We start from the raw sequence: 20,762 nt of genomic DNA, 5'->3' as shown, positions 1-20,762 counted from the left end.
CGGCACAGGCGGTCACGCGCAGCGATTGTCCCCGGCCCATCGTTCACCCCTCTGCGGCTCGCGGATCACCGACGGCCGACGGGCGGCCCCGGCGCGGGATCCATCCAACCAAGGGGAGCACCTCGCCGCTGTGAGGGAGGCCATGATTCCGCCTCAGATACAGCACAGAATCGCGCGATGACCACAGAGGGTGATCAAGGTGTCAGCCGGTGACGGCTTCCGCCAGGCAGGCGATCGTTCCGACGGCCGCCCCGTATCCGGGGATGGCCAGGAGCGGCCAGGGCACCGGGCGTGGGAGGAGTACCCGGACGTGGAAGCCGTAGTCGCGGTATTCGGTCATGCCCTCCGTGCCGGGGAGGACCATGAAACGGGGCTGGACCGCGCAGAACAGCCACCAGTCCAGGACCAGCAGGTCGAAGAGGGTGATGGCCAGGAAGCAGATCGTGCCCAGCGTGAACGGGGGCCAGAAGCCGAGGGTGCCGTCCGTGTCGCGGTGCAGTGCGGAACTCCCGCCACCGGTACGGCGGTGAACGCCAGCAGGTTCACCCCGCCGGCAACGGCCGCCGCCCGCTTGCCCCGTGCGCTCTGGGTTCCGTACCGCTCCCGGATCGCCCGCGGATAGTCCGGGGCCAGCGCGTCCGGGGCGATCAACAGCGAGCCGATGATACTTCCGCTGAACAGTGCGACGAGAGCCGCGGCGCAGACAAGGCTGATCCTCAGCAGCTCCGAGAGGGGCATGGGCCCGAGGGTACCGCCGGGTTAGGGTCGCCTAACCTCGTGACGCGCCCGGCGTCGGGGGGAATCGCCTCGGTCGCGGTGGGTTCAGGCTGGCGGGTCCGTGCGGTCGCCGTGGCGCAGGGCCCGCCCGGCGCGGCGCTGCTCGCGGGACCGGCTTCGGGATGCGCCATGGCGGCACTGCCAAAGCGGATCCACGATGTCACCCCGCCGTACGCCCTCGCCACGGCCGACGGCGTCAACACCGTCGCCCGCACGGTGGGCGGTGCCGTCGGCGCGGTGACCGTACGGGGGAACGGCGCCGCGGGGCGTCCGGCGGGGGCGGAGAGGGGCAGCCGGCCGTCGTCCGCCGCCCCTTCCGGAGCCCCGTGCCATGGGCGTCGGTGGTCACGCCTGGTGGCCGATCACCGGGATGGCCGCCCCGCTTCCTCCGTCCGTTCCCGCCGCCTTGCCCGCGAAGTGCAGCAGCTCCCAGAGGGTCCGGCCCCGTACTGTCGCGCTCGGACCGTGGCCGTCGGACAGCTCGTGGCGCAGGGTCACATCACCGATGAAGCGGTGGTAGGCACCGGCGGTGCCGAAGTCGAGGAGGAACGTGTCCTTGTCGCGGTCGAAGGTGATCGTGTACGTCGAACTCCCCTCGTCGACCCGGTAGGTGAGCCGCCCCGCCACTTCGACGCCGCTGTCGGGGTGGACGAACACCACGTCCTCCGCGAAGCCGACCGCGTCGGCGCCGACCGCCGAGGTGATGACCCGCCCCGACTCCGCCACCAGGACGGCGGGCAGGACCGCCTTGCCGTAGCGCTCGTGGCTGACGAACATCAGGGTGACGACGGTGTGGTCGCCCAGCCGGGCGCGCCCCCAGTACCAGTGGTCGAGTACCTTGCGGGGAGCGATGTTGCCCCAGTTGTGGTCGTGGTAGCCGCTGCCGGTCAGCCGGCTGGTCACGCCGTCGATGGTCACGGTGGCTTCGACATGACCCCGGGCGACGACGGGGAGCCAGGCGATGTAGTGCTCCTCGTCCTCGCCGAAGAAGACGTGGCCGGTCTCCGGCCGCCACGGCGGAACCTCGGCGGCCAGGGTCAGATCGACGACGGTGTCCTCGATCTCGACGTGAACGGTGTAGCCGTCGGGACCGCCGCGGAACACCTGGGGGCCGATGACCACGTCACAGCCCTCGGCCGACGCGGTGAACTCCGGCGGCTCCCCGAGATAGGTCCGGTCGGTCCGCGATCCGTCGGGGCGGGTCAGCGTCAGCAGTACGAACGGGGTGAGGGGCGCCTTGGGGGAGACATAGGGCGGTTTGGTGTGGAACTCGACGGTCAGGGTGGAACCGTCCTCGAGGTGCGCGTCGCAGTACCACCACTCGAAGGTGCCGTCCGCGGCGGCCGTACGCAGCCCGTCCTCCCACGGCTGCACGACGCCGGGAGTGAGGTTCAGCCGCCGGTAATGGTGCGGCAGGGTGCCGATCACAGCGTGCACGGTGGTGTCCTTTCGAGGGGCCGGAACGATGGGGTGGTGCGGCCGCGGTCCGCACACCGGCACACGGGGGAGCGGTGGTGGCGTGGTGTGCGGCCGGTGGCATGGCACTTACCGTAGGAACACCGTCGGCGGTGAATGCGACATCGAACGGAGCGTCTGCGACATGAACATCGGAGTGGTGGTGCTGCGGGGGTGCTGGGACTCGGGGGTCGCGACCGTCCTGGACGTGTTGCGGGCGGCGAACGCCGCCCGCCGGCAGACCGACCCCGAGATCCCCGCCATGACCACCGTGACCGTCTCGCCCACCCGCGACCCGGTCCCGACCGCGGGCGGACTGCTGGTACCGGTGGACCTCACCCTGGAGGAGTGCGCGGCGGACGGGGCGGTGGACATGCTGCTGGTCCCCGCGCTGTCCGCCGAGAGTCCCGCCACCCTCGTGGACGCACTGATGCGTGAGGACGTACGGGCGCTGCGCGCCGCGCTGCGGGACTGGTCCGCGGACGGCCGGGAACTGGCCGCGGCATGCACGGGCACCTTCGTCCTCGCCGAGGCCGGCCTGCTCGACGGCCTTCAGGCCACGACCAGTTGGTGGCTGTACGACGTCTTCCGGCGGCGCTACCCCGGGGTGGGTCTGGAAGTGTCCCGCATGGTGGTCCGCGACGGAGCCGTCACCACCGCCGGAGCGGCGTTCGCCCATATCGACCTGGCCATGAGCCTGGTGGCGCGGGTCAGCCCGCGGCTCGCGCGGGCCACCGCGGCCGCCCTGCTCATCGATGAACGCCCCACCGACACCATGCGGGCCGTCACCGGCTACCTCGCCGATGAGGACCCGCTGGTCAGCGACTTCGAAGGCTGGATCCGAGCCAACCTGCCGCGGGAGATCACCGTCGCGGACGCCGCCCACGCCCTGGGCACCACCCGGCGGACCCTGGAGCGCCGGGTGCGGGAGCGGCTGCACACCACCCCCTACGCGGTGGTGCGCAGACTCCGTGCGGAGCGGGCGGACCATCTGCGCCGCACCACGTCCCTCAGCGAAACCGACATCGCCCACCAGGTCGGCTACCGTGACGCCGCGTCGCTCAGGGCGTTGCGGAGGAGCGCGGACGGCGACACGGCCAATGAGTGACACCACGTCAGGATCGTTCGGTGTGCGGGAATCGGGGCAGGCGCGGTGTGTCCGCGGGTGTTCCTCCGCATGATCGTAGGTGCGCGCCGACCATAGGTGCAGCCCATAGCATGCACTGCATGGAATCTGCCCCACCGAGCCTGCTGAGGCGTGACGGATATCTGCTCTCGAAGGTCGGCAAGGCGGCCCGGACGCGGGTCGGGGAGCGGTTGGCGACGCGCCGGCTGCGGCTGTGGCACATGGCCGTGCTGGCCGCGCTCGATGACTACGGCGCGCAGTCACAGCGGCAGTTGGCCGCCCGGCTCGCCATCCACCCGAGCGATATGACCAAGGTGGTGGACGACCTCGTCGAACGGGGCTGGGCCGGGCGCACCCGTGACGCGGTGGACCGCCGCCGGGTCTCGGTGCGGCTCACTCCGGAGGGCGAGGGGGAGTTGCGGCGTCTGGACGTGGAGGCGAAGACCGTCGAGGACGAGCTCCTCTCCCCGTTGACGGCCGACGCGCGGGCGGAGCTGTCCCGGGCCCTGCGACTCGTCTTCGACCATCTGCACGAGGACCCCCACGAGGGCGCATAGGGTGCTGAACGTGGACAACGACATACCCGACGAGCGGTTGCTCGCCCTGGACAGCACCGCGGGATACGGCGAGGCCGCCGAAACTCTCGCCGAGCAGTACGAAAGCGTGACCTTCGACGAGGTGCACCGCGAGGTGCTGCACCTCTTCCCGGCCGAGCCCGGCACCGTGCTGGACATCGGGGCGGGCAGCGGGCGGGACGCGGCGGCGCTGGCCGCGCGGGGGCACCGGGTCGTCGCGGTGGAGCCCACCGCCGGACTCCGCGCCCTGGGCCGCCGGATCCACGCCGGCCAGGAGATCGAGTGGATCGACGACGCCCTCCCCACGCTGTCCGCTCCCGGCGTCCGGGACCGGCGGTTCGACCTGATTCTGCTCACCGCGGTCTGGATGCACCTGGACGAAGGACAGCGGGTGGCGGGCATGGCCGCTCTGGCCGGACTGCTCGGGGCCGGGGGACGGGTGATCCTGTCACTGCGCCACGGCCCCGTCCCGGCCGGGCGCCGGATGTTCCCCGTCTCCGCCGAGGAGACGGTCGCACTCGCCGGGGCACACGGTCTGGAGGTGCTGCACCTCGCCCAGCGCGAGGACCCGCACGGCCGTGAGGGAGTGTCCTGGACGTATCTGGGGCTGCGGCACGCCCCGTTGAGTCACCGCCTGGCGGACGAGCGCGATCTGCCGGTGCTGGTCCGGTTGCGGGACGACGCGGCCCGCTGGCAGAGCGCCCGTGGCATCGACCAGTGGAAGCCCGGGGAGCTCGGCACCGAGCACTTCCGCGCACGACTGCGCGACGGCGAGGTGTGGATCGCCACCCTCGGCCCGGACGGTCCCGTCGCCGGGGCCTGGGAGCTGTGGTGGGACGATCCGGCTGCCTGGGGACCCCAGAGCCCGGACGCGGGCTATGTCCACCGGCTGATGACGGACCGCCGTGTGGCGCCCCCGGGCACCGGAGCGCGGATGCTCTCCCGGGCCGAGGCACGGATCGCCGCCACCGGCCGCGCGTTCTGCCGCCTCGATGCCCTCACGAGCAACCCCCGGCTCCGGGAGTACTACGAGAACGCGGGCTACAAGGTGGTCGGCGAGCGGTCCAAGGACGGCGGCCTCGGCAGCGTCTACGGGGTCACCCTGCTGGAGAAGTCCCTCTGAAAGGCGGTGGATGGCGGTCGGACCGCCCCGTCCGCCGCCCACCCCCACACCGGACCCCCGTCGGCATCCGGACCCCTCGCGATCAGTCGCGGCGGGCGATCACCCGGTAGGCGTTGGCCAGCCGGAAGCGGCCCGCCATCGGTTTGATCACCAGCCGGTCCAGCACGGTCCCGACGATCAGGGCGGGAACACCGGCGAGCAGCACCGCGCACCGCGCCAGCCAGCGCACCCGGCCCGGCCGCCGCTTCAGCCACGGGGCGTCCTCGGGCGGTGCCACCGCGTTGAGGAGCAGCCACACCGCGCCCAGCAGGTCCACCGTGTCATGGGGTTCGCGGTGCTGTTCGACCACGACGGTGAAGCCCAGCCGCGACAGCTCGGCGCGGAGATTGGCCACCGGTACGAAGTGCAGGTGCTGGGGCTGCAGCCAGGGCAGCCACCAGCGGCCGAAGAGCCGGGCGAACAGACACTCGGCGTCGGGCACTTCGATGAGGAGGTGGCCGCCGGGACGCAGCGCCCGCCGGGCCGCCCTCAGCTCGGCGCGCGGATCCGTGCTGTGCTCCAGGTAGTGGTACATGCTCACCGCGTCGTAGCTCTCGCCCAGTTCCTCCGACAGTTCGGTGAAGGCGCCGCGGATCGCCCGGTCCACCCGCCCCGACCGCTTCGCCAGCTCCACACCGTCGGTGAAGTCCAGCCCGTCGAAGGACGTGGTGGGGAAGACCGCGCGGGCCGCCTCGCAGAAGTGGCCGTGGCCGGTGCCCACGTCCAGCCAGTTGCGCGGTGACGGGGCGATGCGTCTGAGGGGTTCGGCACGCTGCCGGTAGGTCTTCTCCCGTCCGGCGAAGATATTGCCGAGGTCGCGTTCCCCCAGCCCGTCGTAGAAGTCCCGGTAGTAGTACTCCAGACCCGCGCCGCTGAGCCGGGGGTTCTGGAAGACGTGGCCGCACTCCAGACAGCGGTCCAGGGTGAACCGGCCCGGTTTGCGCTGGAAGCGGTCGATGGTGCGCAGCCGTCGTCGCAGCCGGTGCGAGCCGCACCAGGGGCAGTCGGTGCGGCGCGCTTCGAAGAACCGTTCCGTGCCCTCGGCCACATCGGCCAGATAGCGCGGACGCAGCGCGGTGACGAGAGCTGCGCGCTCGGCGCGGGCGGACGGCTTGCCGTGCTCGGCGTCCTCGATGGTGTCGCTCATCGTGCCTCCTCGGTGGTCTCGGTGGGTACGGCCGCCGTGCCCGCCAGGTGTTCCAGCCGGGTGGCGGCGGCCGGGGCGCCGCCCGCGGCGCGGAACGACGCGCCGACGCGTTCGGCCGCGCTCCGGTGGCCCGGGTGGCCGAGCACGGTGTCCAGCGCCGTACCGAGCTGGGCAGCAGTCGCCCGGCCGAACCGCACCCGCACCCCGGCCCCGGCGTCGACCACCTGTGCGGCCACCACCGGCTGGTCGTCGCGGATCGGGGCCACCACCAGGGGGACCCCGTGCCAGAGCGCCTCGCACACCGTGTTGTGTCCCGCGTGGCAGACCACCGCGCCGGCCCGCTCCAGCAGCGGGAGTTGCGGTACGTACGGCAGCGCCAGCACATCGCGGTCCGCCGCGGGGTCCGGATCGGGCGGCGCCGCCGGATCGACCATCACCATCTGCAGCCGGTCCCCGCGCAGGCGCCCGGCCGCACGGCACTGCGCGAGGAACCGGTCCCCGGCCCCGGCGTTGGCGGTGCCCAGCGAGACCAGGACGGTGCGGCGCGCGGGATCCAGCCAGTCCCAGGGGAAGTCCGGTTCGGCCGGGCGGGCGGCGATCGACGGACCCACGAACCGGATCCGGTCACCGCCCCGGCCGGTGGCCCGGCCCGCGAGCTCCTCGGTGGTGAACGCGAGGACGAGATGAGGTGAGAAACGGGGGTCGGCGGTGCCCTTCGGATCGCCGATACGCCCGCGCAGCTCCCCGAGCAGACACCTCAGCCACGCGTCCACCTTGGGCATTCCGTCCAGCGCGCCGCTGAACTCCGCCGAGGTGGTGGCCGAGGTGGCCCACCGCACGCCCATGCGCTCGGCCACCAGCCCACCGGCGACGGTCTGCTGGTCGGCCACCACCACATCCGGACGGAACCGGGCCACCGCCCGTTCCGTGCCCGGGGCCATCTCCTCGGCGAGTGGTACCAGGAACCGCTCCCAGAGGAACTTCAGCGCACCCGGGCCCCGGACGTCCGGTGGCCGGACGGCGCCGCCCGCGCCGAGCCGGAGCCCCGCGCAGGGGAAGACCGCCGCCCGGCCCCCCGTCATCGGCTCCAGCACCTCCGGCAGCCCGGCCCACGCCACCTCATGGCCGCGCGCGGTCAGTTCGGCGCCCACACCGAGGGTGGGATTGATATGTCCGACCAGCGGCGGCACCACGAACAGGAACCGGCTCACCGGACCTCCGCCCCCGCCGCCACCGGGCCGCGGGCGAGCCCCGCCCCCGGAACGGCGGCCGGTGGTGTGCCACCGGGGTCGAGCAGCCACCACAGCAGCAGGTCCAGCAGCGGACCCGGCGCCTCGGCCAGGACCGAGTGGCCCTGGCCGGGCAGCACCACCGAACGGGCCCCGGGCAGTACGGACTCCAGCCACTCCCCGGCCCCGGCGAGCTCGGACTCCGCCCCGTACACGGCGAGCACCGGACACCGCACCGAACGGACCTGTTCCTCTTGGCGGGTCCGGCTCCCCGGTACGTCCCGGGCGATGGAGGTGGTCCGCACCAGCCGGGCCGCCGCACGGGCCAGACGCGCGGTGTGCGCCCCGCGGTGCGCGGTGATCCAGGCCATCGACTCGGCCTCGTGCTCGATCAGTTCGCCCACCATCCGCCGGAAGATCCCCTCGATCTCCACGGCCCATGACGCGGTGGCGGGCCTCGCCTCGATCGCCAGCAGCCCCGCGACCCGCTCCGGGTGGCGGATGGCGTACTCGAACGCCACGGTGCCACCGAAGCAGTTGCCGACCAGGTGGACCGGTCCGGTGAGCTCCAGCCGGTCCAGCAGCCGCTCCAGATCGGTGACGAACGACTCCAGCCGGTAGCCGGTGGCGGGACGGCGGCTGCGCCCGTGGCCCCGGTGGTCGTACATCACCACATCGACCCCGGCGGCGGCGAGGGCGGGCGCCACGGTGAAGTAGTAGCTGGCCAGGCTGTCGGTGAGCAGTCCGTGCAGCAGGACGGCGGTGGCCGCGGGCGGGCGGTCACCGGGCGGGGGCAGCCGCTGCACATGGAGTTCGATGCCGTCGCGGGCGCCGCCGATGTGGACCATCGCCATGGTCAACTGCCCCCTTCGACGGCCCGCAGCTTCCGGACCACATGGTCGACCAGGCGACCCACGCACAGGTCGATGATCTCGTCGAGCTCCAGATCCGCCACGAACTCGGCGAAGTTGACGTGTTGTCCGTACCGGGCCTCCAGGCTGCCCGCCAGGGCCACCAGGTCGATGCTCTCCAGCTCCAGGTCCTCGGTGAAGCGGGTCTGCATGGTGATCTCGATGTCGTCGACGCCGTATTCGTCGAGCATGGTCCGGAGCATCCCCGCGATGTCCGCGAGGACGGACCGCTCGTCCGCCACGGGTGGGGCCGTCTGCTCACCGATGGTCACAGTGCGTTCTCCTCGTTGTCGTCCACCGTGCCGGTGGTCCAGGCCACGGCGTAGTACCTGACCGGCAACCCGGGCGGGTTGGCCGTCTCCGCGCACCGCATCCGGTAGCGGCGCGGCGGGCCGGTGGCCGGGGACACCTCGGCCAGCAGCCATCCGGGCCCGGCCGCGAGCACGGCCGTCTCCGGTGGACGGCCCGCTCCTGGTGTCCCCTCCGCCGCGGTCACGGCCCGGTGCGCGGCGCGGAAGGCCGCCGCCCACCGGTCCTCGGACCCACCGGTCGCGTCGCACACCGCGACCAGCGCCTCCCGTTCCCGGTCCGCCACCGGTGGCCCGCCCCCGGTGTCCGTGACCTCCTCGATGCCGATGCCCAGCACCCCGCGGCCACCCGCTCGCCCGGGGCGCACCAGGGCCACCCCGGTCTCGGCCCGGTGGGCGAGGGACACATCCAGCTCCGGCACCGTCCGGCCGTGCGCCCCGGTGGCGTACGGCCGCCCCCGTTCGTCCTCCTGGATCGTGATCTCGGCGGGGTAGACCGGACCCTCCCCGTGCTCCCACAACCACCGCCGCACCGCGTCCTTGGCCGCGATCCGGCCGAGCAGCCACTGTCTGCGGCCACGCGGCGCATGGTGCTCGTACGCGGTGCGCTCGGCCGCGCCGAGGTGGTTCCGCATGATCAGGTCGCGTGACGCCAGATCGGGCCACCGTTCGTGGACCGCCACCCAGCCGCCGGGGCGCGCGTCCGAGAGCGTGTGGTGCTGCGGGAAGCGCTGGGCCGCCACCGTACGGGGGTGGTTGTCGAACCGGCGGTCCTGCCAGCCCGTCAGCTCCGCCCACACCGCGCCGCCGACATGGAGCTGCATATCGGCCTCCAGCACGGTGTCGCTCAGCGACACGATCCGCACCACGCACTCCACCGCGGTGCCCGGGGCCGGGGGCGGCCCGAACAGCCGCAACCGGCGCAGGGCGACGGGGAAGACGACCGTGCGCTCGGTGCCGGTGGCCATGATCCAGTAGCCCAGCAGCTGCCCCACGTTGTCCAGCAGGGCGCCGGGCGCGGACGGCGCCGTGATGGTGCCGCACACCTGCGAGGCGCCGATGGCGGTGAGCCGGGTGAGCCCCTGGAACGCGGGGCCGTGGAACATCCACCGCTCCCGGTACAGCTCCGCCGCGGTGTGGTCGGGGGTGCGTTCGTCCGCCGGGTCCGTACGCCATGGCGGCGGACGGTCGGCCGGATGGGCGGCGGCCGTCTCCACCGTGGCGCGCGCACCGTCCCCGAACGCGACCTCGAACCGGTCCGGACGGCCGGGGGAGGGCGTGACGGTGATGGGCACCTCGACCGGCGGCGCGGCCGCCACCCACTGGTCGAACCGCGCTCCGTGCACGGCGACCGCGAGCTGCCCGGGCGCGGCCCGCTCGGCCGCGTCCATGCAGTGCTGGAGGATCGTGGTGGCGGGGACGACCGGTCTGCGGTCGGTCTCGTCGGGCCAGCCGGGACGCTGCGGGAAGAAGCAGTGGTCGAGCAGATAGGGCATGGTCCGGGTGGACACGCGCAGCACGGTACGTGTGGTGGCGGGTGCCCCGCCGGGCACCGGGGGGTGCCCGGTGTCGCGTGGCGGTGCGGTGTCGCGTGACGGTGCCGTCACGCGTGGCGGTGCGGTGGTGGCCGGGGGTGTGCGCACGGGGGCCGGGCGTGCGGCGGCCGCGGTGATGACCTCCGCCGCCGTGTCCGCCGTCTCGCGCAGCAGCGCGTCGAGTTCGGCGGCCATGGGGTGGTGTCCGGCGAGGGCTCCGAGGCCGCGGTGGCCCTCGTGGTCACCCTGGCCGCGGAGGCTGTTCTGCGCTGGGCGCCCTTCGCCCCGCGCGGTCCGGTCGGTGTTGTGCGCGGCCCGGTCGTGGTCCGGGACGGGGGTCGGCCGGGCGGCGGACAGCTCCGCCCGCAGCGCCGCCGCGTCCTCACCGGCCAGGGAGACCAGGGCGCCGCCGAGGTCCAGCCGCACCGGTGGCAGCGACGCGGTGGCCCGCAGCCTTCCGTGGCCGACCGCGGCGGGCCTCGGCAACGCCGGGTCCACCCGCGCGCCTTCGGTCCACAGCGCGGTGGCCACCCGGCGGAGCTGGGCGACACCGTCACGACGCGCCGAACCCGCGGCCACCACCAGATGGTCCCTGCCGCTCAGGGTGTCCCCGATGAGCGAGGCCAACTGCCCCGTACCGACCTGGACGAAGGCCCGCACACCCGCCGCGTACAGGGCCTCGGTCAGCGCACGGAAGCGCACCGGCTCCAGCAGGTGGCGTACGAACAGCTCCCGCACCGCCGCCTCGGCGCGCGGATACGGCGCGGCCGTGGTCGCCGACCACACCGGGGTGGCCGGTGCCAGCAGATCGAACCGCCCCACCGTCTCCTTGATCGGTTCGAGGTAGGGCGCGAGCATCGGGGTGTGGAAGCCGGACTGGAACGGCAGCACCTGCGCGATGACACCCTCCGCCCGCATCACGGTGACGAACTCCTCGACGGCGGCGCGCGGTCCGCACACCATCGACTGGTTGGGGGCGTTGTCGTGCGAGAGCACCGTTCCCGCGTCCGGCCGTGCGGCGAGGGCGGCGCCCACGCGCTCGGCGGACGCGCCCAGAGCGGCGAAGGCCAGCCCCGGCACCCGGAGCGCGTCGGGGTCGAAGGAGTCGAGGAAGGAGTCGACGGCCTCACCGGAACAGAGCCCTGCCGCCGCCATGGCCGTCCACTCGCCGACGCTGTGGCCCGCCAGCGCGTCCGGCACCAGACCCATCCGCCGCAGCGCCCGGTCGAGCAGCCGTCCGACGGCGAACACCCCGACGCCGTGACGGCCGACGTCACCGACCTCGGCCGCTCCCGCGGAGTGGCGGGCGACCGCGCCGGGGAGCCCGAAGTACGCGGCGACACCGTCCACCCGGGGTGCGAACTCCGCCTCCAGACCGGGGAAGACGAAGGCCAGACGGCCTGTCCCGGCCCCGGCCCCGGGGTCCCGTTCCCCGCCCTCGCCGAGGAGTGGGACCGGGGTGAACCAGAGGTCGCCGCGCCCGCGCCACGCCCGGCCGCCCGACACCACCCGCCTGGCCAGGGCCAGCCGTTTGCCGGTGGGCGCGACGAGGCCGAGCCGGGCGCGGCCCGCCATGTGACGGCCGTCGGTGGCGGTGGCGGTGGCGGTGGCGGTGGCGGTGGCGGTGGCGGTGGCGGTGGCGGTGGCGCGCAGCGTGGCGTCGTCGGCCGTGAGGAGTTCCCCCAGGGCCTCCGGGGTGGCGGCGGCCAGGGCGAGTACCGGTTCGGGCTCCGTCACCGTGGCCGTGGGGCGCGGCGGGGGAGCGGGGGTGTGTGAGGAGCGCCGTGGCGCCGACGGCGCTTCCTCCAGCACCACATGCGCGTTGATCCCGCCGAAGCCGAAGGCGTTCACCGCGGCCCGGCGCGTCCGCGCATCCGGCCCGGTCTCCCAGGGCACGGCCTTGTCGAGGGTGCGGAAACGGGTGGCCGCCAGTGCCGGATGCGGATCATCACAGTGCAACGTCGGCAGCAGCTGTCCGTGGTGGAGCGCCAGCGCGGCCTTGACCAGCCCGGCCACGCCCGCCGCCGGCATGGTGTGGCCGATCATGGACTTCACCGAACCGATGACCGCCCCACCGGCTTCGTCGCCACCGGGCCCGAACACCTCGGCCACGGTGGTGAGTTCCGCGGTGTCCCCGGCGGGCGTCCCGGTGCCGTGGGCCTCCAGCAGACCGATGGCGCCGGGGTCCCGCGGATCCAGTCCGGCCGTGCGCCAGGCCTGGCGCACGGCCCGCGCCTGGCCGTCCGGATCGGGAGTGGTCAGCCCCGCGGAGCGGCCGTCGCCCGCCACCCCGGTACCGCGTACGACGGCGTAGACACGGTCCCCGTCCCGCCGGGCGTCGGCGAGCCGTTTGAGCACCACCACACCGGTGCCCTCGCCGATCAGCACACCGTCGGCCGCACGGTGGAAGGGGCGGATGCGCTGACTCGGCGACAGCGCGCGCAGCTGGGCGAACACGCTCCACAGCGTGATGTCGTGGCAGTGGTGCACTCCGCCCGCGAGCACCATGTCGCAGCGGCCCGAGGCCAGTTCCCCCACCGCCTGGTCGACGGCCACGAGCGAGGACGCGCACGCGGCGTCCACCGTGTACACCGGACCGCGCAGATCGAGCCGGTTGGCCACCCGGGAGGCCGCCAGGTTGGGAACCAGCCCGATGGCAGCCTCGGGGCGGTCGGGCCCCAGCCGTTCCGTGAACGCCGACCGCACCCGGTCGAGGACCTCGTCCCCCAGCCCGGGCAGCAGCTCCGCGAGCGTATGCGTCAACTGGTGTGCGGTACGCACCCGTTGGTCCAGCCGGGCGAGCCCCGGGGTGAGATAGCCACCACGTCCCAGGACCACCCCCACCCGTTCCGGCGCGGGCAGCCGGTCCCGGCCGCCCGCGTCGTCCAGGGCCTCCGCGGCCACCTTCAGCGCGATCAGCTGGTCGGGTTCGGTACCGGACACCGAGGACGGGGTGATCCCGAACCGTACGGCCTCCACCTCGGCGAGCTCGTCGACGAACCCGCCCCGTCGGCAGTACACCCGGTCGGGGCCCGACGCACCGCCCGCCGCGCTCCCCGGTGCGTAGTACGCCGCGTCCCACCGGCCGTCCGGGACATCGGTGATGGCGTCCACGCCGTCCAGCAGGTTCCGCCAGTAGGCGGCGAGCCCGGAGGCGCCGGGGAACAGCACGGACATCCCGACGATCGCCACCGGCGGGACCCGGCCGTCCCCGGCGGTCCCGTCCGTCGCACCGCCGGTGGCCGCGCTCACCAGCGCGAGGCGGTGCGGACGACGGCACGGACGGACTCCTCGCCCCAGGCCAGCTCGCGCAACAGGGCCAGCGCGCCCTCCTCGGGGTCGATGAGCGCGATGCCACGACGCGCGTAGGCGCGCGCCAGCTCCGGGGTCACCATCCCGTGGTGCGCGCCCGTCGGCGCCCAGGGACCCCAGTGCACGGTGAGCGCCCGGCGCCCGGTGCGGACCGCCCACCGGGTCCCGATGGCCTCCAGCGCGTCGTTGGCCGCCGCGTAGTCGGCCTGCCCACGGTTGCCGGACACCGCCGACACACTGCCGAACAGAACGGCGAACGAGGGCTCGGCCGACACCTTGTCCAATGCGTCCAGCAGGGTGCTCGCACCCTCGGTCTTCGTGCCGAACACCCGCCGGAAGGACTCCGCCGACTTCTCCTCCATCAGCTGGTCCTCGATCACCCCGGCGGCGTACACGACGCCGTCCAGCCGACCGTGGTCGGCGTGGATCTCCTTGACGGCCTGGAGCACCGAGGCGGCGTCACGCACATCCACCGACCGGTACCGCACCCGGCTGCCGAGGTCCCGCAACTCCGCCATCGTGGCCGCCACTTCGCGGGCGGCCAGGATCCGGGCCGCCTCCCGCTGGATCTCCGCCGGTGTTCCGCCGCCCCGGGCGGCGAGCGCGGCACGCAGCGCGGGCTCGTCCCGCGCCCCCGCGGTGGCCGGGTCCTCCGGACCCACGGGCTCGGGGGTACGGCCCAGCAGTTCGATCCGGCAACGGGAGGCCGACGCGAGGGCGGCGGCGAACCGCGCGGTGATGCCTCTCCCACCGCCGGCCAGCACGACCACCGTGTCCTGGTCCAGCCCCAGGGCCATGGCCTCCGCCGCGCCCTCGCCCGCCGGGCCCGCACCCGAGGTGGCGAGCGCACCCGGCGCGTCCTCCACCGCCTCGAGCCCCTGCCGTCCGGTGCCGGTGCGCAGCACCACGGGTGCGCGGACCTCGGCGGCCACCTCGTCCAGCAGCGCGTCGGCGACGACGTCCGCGGTGGCCGACCCGTCCGTGGGGAAGTCCACGACGGCCGCCGCGGTCCTCGGGTACTCCTTGGCCACCGTACGGAACAGACCGTGCAGCCCGGCCGTACGGAGGTCGAGCGGATCGGCCCGGCGGGCGGCCAGCAGCCAACGCGGATGGCGGCGCAGCGCCGCCTGGACGACGGGGAACGCGGCGGGCAGCACGGGTGCCCCGGAACCGGTGAACGGGTCGAGCAGGACGATGCCGTCCCACGGGCCGTCGTCCTCGTCCAGCAGGTGTTCCGGGCCGAACACCACGGCCTCGGCACCGTGGCCGGTCAGCCGTGCGACGAGTGCGTCGGCCGTGTCGTCGGCGGCCCCGAGCAGGGCGAACCGGGCGCCGGAGAGCAGGGCGGGCGCGGTGGCGTCGGTGTCGGGAACGGCCAGCGGCACCGGACGCATCACGAAGCGGCGGGGTGCCGTTCCCTCCGTTCCCTCCGTGGCGTCGGTGGGCGTGGTCGGGGCGGTCGGTGCGGTGGCCTCGACATGGCCGACGGGGTCGGTGGCTCCGGCGGGCGGCGCGGCCGCCGCGGGCTCTCCGGCGTCGGAGGTGAGCCGCGCCGCCAGCCAGGTGGCGACGGCCATGGCCGTACGGGCCTTGGCCAGCTCCTCCAGCTCCTCGTCACCGAGCGCGCCCGAACCGGCCACGCCCAGACGCCGGGCCAGCTCACCCGCGATCTCGGCCCGTTTGATCGAGTCGATGCTGAGGTCGGCCTCCAGATCGAGATCCGGCTCGATCATGTCGAGGGGGTAGCCGGTGCGTTCACCGATGATGTCCGAGACGGCCCGGAGCACCTCCTCGACGGTGTGCCCCCGGGCGGGCGCCGTGGTGTCATCGGCGATCGGCGCGGGTGTCTCCACGGGGACGGGCGTGTGCACGGGGCCGGCCGCGGCCAGGGGCGCCGGGGCCGGCGCGGGAACCCTCTCCGGTGCTGACGGCCGGGCATCCGGCGCGGCGCCGAGGTACGTCAGGAGCACATCGCGCTGTGCCGCGACCATCTCCCGGCTCGTCCTGAGGAATTCGGAGATCAGGGCGTCCCGGTCCCCTCGCGCCCCCTCCGTGTGCTCCGCCTGGCTCACCGTTGCCTCCACCACACGTCGGGCCGGTGCGAGCGCACCGGGGAGAAGTTCACCGGCCGCGGTGCGGACCAGTTGGCCGTCGACCGTCCAGCCCGCCCGGCGCGGCGGATCACCGCGTCCGGCGTCCACGGCGTCCCGGCCGCGGAGGAGCCGGCCGGTGCGCACCGGCACCCCGGCCACCGCCAGTTGGGCGAGGGCGTCGAGGAGACCGCGCAGCGCGCCCGTACCTCCGCCGTCCCGCGCGCCGTCGCAGGCGACGGCGCGGTGCGGACGGTCGCCGAGGATCGCCCCGACGAGCCGGGTGAGGACCGTGCCGGGACCCGCCTCGACGAACACCCGGGCGCCCGCCGCGTACATGGCCTCGATCTGCTCCACGAAACGCACCGGCGCACCGATCTGGGCCGCCAGTTCGGCGCGTATCGCGTCCGGCTCCGCGCCGTGCGGTGCGGCCGTGCGGTTCGCCCAGACCGGGAACTCCGGCGCCGCCACCTCGTACCGGTCCAGGACCTCGGCGAAGCGCGCCGAGGCGGCCGCCACCAGCGGGCTGTGGAAGGCACAGGCCACCGGGATGGTCTTGGCGGAGTGCCCGGCGTCCCGCAGCGCGCGCACCGCCTCGGCCACCGCCTCCTCCGGTCCGGAGACCACGGCCTGGCGCGGGGCGTTGTGGTTGGCCAGGACGACCCGCTCGCCGAGGCCGGTGTCCCGCAGCACCCGTGAGACGTCCTCGGCCGGTGCCGTCACCGCCGCCATGGCACCCGGAGTGTCCCCCGCGGCCGCCACGATGGCGGCCGCGCGTTCGGCGCTCAGTTCCAGCAGCGCGCGCGGGGTGAGGGCGCCGGCCGCGCACAGCGCCACCAGTTCCCCGTAGCTGTGCCCGCCCGCCATGCCGGGCACCACACCGGCGGAGGTGAGCAGGTCGTACGCGGCCAGCCCGGTCATGCCCAGGGCGGGCTGTGCCACCCGGGTGTCGGTCAGCGCCGCGCGCTGCGCGGCCCTCCCCGCCGCGTCGAACGCCGCCGGTGGATAGAGCACGTCGGCGTGTGCGCGGCCGAGTTCCAGATGGTGCTGGAGCTCGGGGAAGGCGATGAAGTGTCCGGCGAACATCCCGGGGCGCTGGCTGCCCTGGCCGGGGAAGAGGAATGCCACCTCGCCGGGGCCGCTCCCGGGAACCTCCCCCTCCGCCGCCGGGGGATCCGCCACGTGGATCCCGGCCGCCGGGTCGTGTTCCCCCGCCAGCACCCGGCGCAGCCGCGCCGTCAGCCCCGCCACGTCCTCGGCCACCACGGCCACCCGCACCGGGCTGCGGTCCGCGTCCGACCGCCGGGACGCGGCCAGCGCCAGATCGCGCAGCCGCCACGGCCGCGTGGCGCCGGTGTCCGCGGCCGTCGCCAGGCGGAGGAGGTCCTCCACGGCGCGCAGCGCCGCGGCGTGGTCCGTGCCGCGGAAGGTGAACAGCTCCGCGGGCCAGCCCTGGAGCCCCTGCGCGGGGGGAGCGCCGCTGTCATGGGCCGCCACGACCACGTGGAAGTTGGTGCCGCCGAAGCCGAAACCACTGACCCCGGCGAGGCGTTCGGCGGCGGGTGCCACCCATGGACGCGCCTCGGCGGGGAAGGCGAAGGGGCTGCTGTCCCCGTCCCAGGCCGAGTTCGGGCTCTCCAGATGCAGGGTCGGCGGTTTGACGCCGGTGTGCAGCCCCAGCACGGTCTTGATCAGACCGGCCAGACCGGCGGCACACTTGGTGTGCCCGATCTGGGACTTCACCGAACCGAGCGCACAGCTGCCCGGCCGTGCGCCCGCCTCCCCGAACACCTCAGTGAGGACGGCCAGTTCGGTGCGGTCGCCGACCACCGTCCCCGTGCCGTGCGCCTCCAGCAGACCGACGTCCGCGGGTGACACGCGGGCGTTGCCGTACGCACGCTCCAGCGCCGCCCGCTGCCCCTCGGGACGTGGCGCGGTCAGCCCCAGCGACCGTCCGTCGCTCGAACTGCCCACCCCCTTGATCACACCGTAGACGCGGTCGCCGTCGCGTTCGGCGTCGGCGAGCCGCTTGAGCACCAGACACGCCACCCCCTCGCCGAGGACGATGCCGTCGGCGGAGCCGTCGAAGGTGCGGGAACGCCCGGTCGGGGAGAGCGCGTGGACCGACGAGAACAGCATGTAGTCGGTAATGCTGTTGTGCAGGTCCGCGCCACCGCACAGCACGGTGTCACTGGTGCCGCCGACCAGTTCCTTGCACGCCACGTCCACGGCGGCGAGCGACGACGCGCAGGCCGCGTCCACCGTGTAGTTGGACCCGCCCAGGTCCAGCCGGTTGGCGATCCGCCCGGCGATCACATTGGCGAGCATCCCCGGGAAGCCGTCCTCGGTGAGCGCGGGCAACTGCTCCGCCACTCCACGCGGCACCTCGCCGAAGTACGAGGGGAGGACGGCGCGCAGCGTCTGCGCGTGGGACAGGTCGCTGCCCGACTCGGCCCCGAAGACCACCGAGGTGCGGGAGCGGTCGAACGCGCGGCCACCCTCCCCGTCGCCGTATCCGGCGTCCTCCAGCGCCTGGCGCGCCGCCTCCAGCGCGAGCAGCTGGACGGGCTCGATACTGCCGAGCGAGGCCGGGGGGATGCCGTAGCGCAACGGGTCGAAGGGGATCCGCGGCAGGAAGCCGCCCCAGCGGGAGGTGGTGCCACCCTCGCTCCTGTCCCCCTCCGCCCGGTAGTGGACCGCCGGGTCCCACCGCTCGGCGGGCACCTCCGTCACGGAGTCCACGCCGCCCACCACATGGGACCAGAACGTGGCCAGATCGGGGGCCTGCGGGAACATACACGCCATGCCGATCACGGCGACGTCCAGGGGCGGTGGTGGCTGCGGCTCCCCCCGCCGCGCGTCCGGGTGCGTACCCAGCCGTTCGGCGAGCGCTGCCGCGCTGCCGTCGAGGAAGTCCGCGGCCGCCGAGGTGACGGAGTGGTGGAGCGCGTCGACGGTGGTCGTGGCGGAGCGCAGCACCGCCACGTCCCCGGCCATGAACATGCCCTCGGTGAGCTGGCGCTCCTCGTCGACCGCCACCAGCTCGCCACCGGGGGCGCGTTCGACGCCCTTGCTGGCGATCCGCAGCCGACCGACGTTGAGGCGCTCCAGCTCCTCCCACATCCGCCGGTCCGGCGTACCGCCCGCGCGCAGCCCGTCCCGGAGGTGGTGGAAGCTGTCCGCGTAGGGGCTGACCACACACCGGGTGGCGTGCCCCGGTGCGGTCTCCAGCAGCGCGGTGCGGCGCGCGGCGACCACCTGCCGCTGGAACAGCGGCTGGACGGCGCCCTGCGCCACGGCTTCCTCGGTGAACAGATAGGCGGTTCCCATCAGCAGGCCCACGGCGCCACCACGCCGGGTGAGCGGGGCGGCGAGTGCGGCCACCATCGCGGCGGACCGCTCGTCGTGGATGCCACCGGCGAAGAACACCTCGATGCGATGCTCTCGGCCCGTACCGTCCGCGTCGGCGCCGTCGAGGAAGTCCTCGAGCACCCCCAACTGCGCCTCCCACAGCGGGAAGCTGTTCCTGGGGCCCACATGGCCACCGCACTCCGAACCCTCGAAGACGAACCGGCGGGCCCCGGCCCGCAGGAACTGCGCGAGCAGCCCCGGAGAGGGGACGTGCAGAAAGGTGGTGATGCCCTCCCGCTCCAGCGCCATGGCCTGGGAGGGCCGTCCGCCCGCGATGACGGCATGGCTGGGGCGGACCTCGAGAACGGCTTCGAGCTGGGCCTCACGGATGTCCTCGGGCGCGAAGCCGAGCACTCCGACGCCCCAGGGCCGCCCCGCGAGGGCGGCTCCGGCTTCCTCCAGCAGGGTACGGGCCTGCTCGCGTCCGGCGAGGGCGAGCGCGATGAACGGCAGTGCTCCGCCGTCCGCCACGGAGGTCGCGAATCCGGCCTGGTCGCTGACCCGGGTCATCGGCCCCTGGGCGAGCGGCAGCCGGGTGCCGGTGGTCGACGTCATCGGCGCGCCGGGGCGCAGCACCGCACCGGGCCGTAACGCGACCTCGGGCCGTAACGCGACCTCGGGCTGTAACGCGGCATTCGGCACCGGCGTGACGGACCCGCGGGCGGCCTCCTCGTCCGGTGCCACCGCAGCGTGGCGGATCGCGTCGGTCAGGGCCCGGACCGTGCGCCCGGTGTCCCGCCAGCGTTCGGCGAACCGTGCCGCGAGGAAGCCGTCCTGGCCGACGGGGAGTGGTCGCTCACCGGGCGCGGCCACCCGCCGCCGCAGAACGCGGTGGCCGTCGGTGACCACGGTCTCCGAGCCGTCCATGGAACGGATCGCGGCCACGCGCTCCTCGGGGAGCCCGCACTCGGCGAGCAGCGCCAGCTGGCTGTCCAGGACGACCCCGGCCGCACCCGCCACGACGGCGGCGGCCGCCGTGTGCGGACCGATACCACCGCACGCCCACACCGGCACGGTCACCTCGGGGTCGGTGAGGAGCCGTTGGAGCAGCACGAAGGTGGTCAGCTCACCGATCCGGCCGCCGCTCTCGTTCCCCCGCGCGATCAGACCGTGGGCCCCGGCCGTGATCGCGGCCAGGGCCTCCTCCGCGGAGGTGACCTCGACGAGCACCCGGTGGTGCCCGGTGACATCCCCTACGGCCCACGGGGCGTCCCCGCAGAGCACGACGGTGTGCGGTCCGTCAACGGCGGCGGCCCGTGGATCCGCGTCCACGGGCCGCGTGTCGTCCGCGCCGTCCGCCCCCCGACACGTACCGGTCGGCGGTGCGATCAGATCGCCGGGTGCCAGACGGCAGCCCGCCGCCACCCTGACCCCGAACCGGGCGTCACCCACCCAACTCCGGGTACGTTCCAGCGCGTCCCGCGCCTGACGGCCACCGGCCCCCAGATCGAGTACACCGAGCCCGCCGGCGCGGCTGAACGCCGCCGCGAGTCTGGCGTCCGGTTCCCCGAACGGGGTGACACCGATGACAAGATCCCCCGTGTGCGCAACGGACGCCATGTCTTCTCCCGGAAGGTCGGATAACGCTGGGAAAAGGGACAATTCGAGCACGTTTCAACGAAGCACCGATCCGGGCGGCGAGGATGTCACTTTCATGTTCAAGCGGGAAGAGGCATGAACGATCCATAAGCGATTCATGAGCAATCCGCCGCCGTGCGCCACGG

The 20,762-nt window shown here is 74.1% G+C and carries 11 protein-coding genes; 3 read left to right on the top strand and 8 right to left on the bottom strand.

Translation table 11 applies throughout. The annotated features are described in order from the left end of the window. Positions 1 to 202 precede the first annotated feature (202 nt). Together AC07FT_RS35485 and AC07FT_RS35480 are read right to left on the bottom strand one after the other, a co-directional pair. Positions 203 to 340: a hypothetical protein gene (locus AC07FT_RS35485; protein ID WP_479180268.1), complete on the bottom strand. Its 138-nt coding sequence runs from the start codon at positions 338 to 340 to the stop codon at positions 203 to 205. A gap of 782 nt (positions 341 to 1,122) precedes the next feature. After that, the gene (locus AC07FT_RS35480) at positions 1,123 to 2,214 is read right to left on the bottom strand and encodes a lipocalin-like domain-containing protein (RefSeq protein ID WP_479180267.1); all 1,092 of its coding nucleotides are present in this window, start codon (positions 2,212 to 2,214) and stop codon (positions 1,123 to 1,125) included. 163 nt (positions 2,215 to 2,377) lie between these two features. On the opposite strand from AC07FT_RS35480, the gene AC07FT_RS35475 reads away from it, so the two are divergent. The 3 genes from AC07FT_RS35475 to AC07FT_RS35465 all read left to right on the top strand — a co-directional run bounded on the left by AC07FT_RS35475 (position 2,378) and on the right by AC07FT_RS35465 (position 5,056). Continuing rightward, on the top strand, positions 2,378 to 3,340 hold the full coding sequence (locus tag AC07FT_RS35475; RefSeq protein WP_479180266.1) for a GlxA family transcriptional regulator: 963 nt from the start codon (positions 2,378 to 2,380) through the stop codon (positions 3,338 to 3,340). A gap of 119 nt (positions 3,341 to 3,459) precedes the next feature. Then, on the top strand, positions 3,460 to 3,915 hold the full coding sequence (locus tag AC07FT_RS35470) for a MarR family winged helix-turn-helix transcriptional regulator (RefSeq protein WP_479180264.1): 456 nt from the start codon (positions 3,460 to 3,462) through the stop codon (positions 3,913 to 3,915). Positions 3,916 to 3,925: 10 nt separating this feature from the next. Next, complete coding sequence (locus tag AC07FT_RS35465; RefSeq protein ID WP_479180263.1) at positions 3,926 to 5,056, top strand: methyltransferase domain-containing protein; 1,131 nt, start codon at positions 3,926 to 3,928, stop codon at positions 5,054 to 5,056. Between the two features lie 82 nt (positions 5,057 to 5,138). Here AC07FT_RS35465 and AC07FT_RS35460 read toward each other — a convergent pair whose 3' ends face one another. The 6 genes from AC07FT_RS35460 to AC07FT_RS35435 are packed head-to-tail and all read right to left on the bottom strand — an operon-like array spanning position 5,139 to position 20,598. Then, a complete protein-coding gene (locus AC07FT_RS35460) occupies positions 5,139 to 6,242 on the bottom strand; it encodes a class I SAM-dependent methyltransferase (protein ID WP_479180262.1) in 1,104 nt (367 codons plus the stop codon). After that, positions 6,239 to 7,453, bottom strand: a complete 1,215-nt coding sequence (locus tag AC07FT_RS35455; RefSeq protein ID WP_479180261.1) for a glycosyltransferase — start codon at positions 7,451 to 7,453, stop codon at positions 6,239 to 6,241. Before AC07FT_RS35455 ends, AC07FT_RS35460 begins: the two co-directional genes overlap by 4 nt. Next, positions 7,450 to 8,325: an alpha/beta fold hydrolase gene (locus AC07FT_RS35450; protein ID WP_479180260.1), complete on the bottom strand. Its 876-nt coding sequence runs from the start codon at positions 8,323 to 8,325 to the stop codon at positions 7,450 to 7,452. The genes AC07FT_RS35455 and AC07FT_RS35450 overlap by 4 nt, the downstream gene beginning before the upstream one ends. 2 nt (positions 8,326 to 8,327) lie before the next feature. Beyond that, complete coding sequence (locus AC07FT_RS35445) at positions 8,328 to 8,654, bottom strand: acyl carrier protein (protein ID WP_471201458.1); 327 nt, start codon at positions 8,652 to 8,654, stop codon at positions 8,328 to 8,330. Further along, on the bottom strand, positions 8,651 to 13,477 hold the full coding sequence (locus AC07FT_RS35440; protein WP_479180259.1) for a beta-ketoacyl synthase N-terminal-like domain-containing protein: 4,827 nt from the start codon (positions 13,475 to 13,477) through the stop codon (positions 8,651 to 8,653). The genes AC07FT_RS35445 and AC07FT_RS35440 overlap by 4 nt, the downstream gene beginning before the upstream one ends. Further along, positions 13,474 to 20,598: an SDR family oxidoreductase gene (locus AC07FT_RS35435; RefSeq protein WP_479180257.1), complete on the bottom strand. Its 7,125-nt coding sequence runs from the start codon at positions 20,596 to 20,598 to the stop codon at positions 13,474 to 13,476. The genes AC07FT_RS35440 and AC07FT_RS35435 overlap by 4 nt, the downstream gene beginning before the upstream one ends. Positions 20,599 to 20,762 lie beyond the last annotated feature (164 nt).

The organism is Streptomyces sp. NPDC045899 (assembly GCF_056431485.1).
This window is presented reverse-complemented; position numbering and strand designations above follow the sequence as displayed.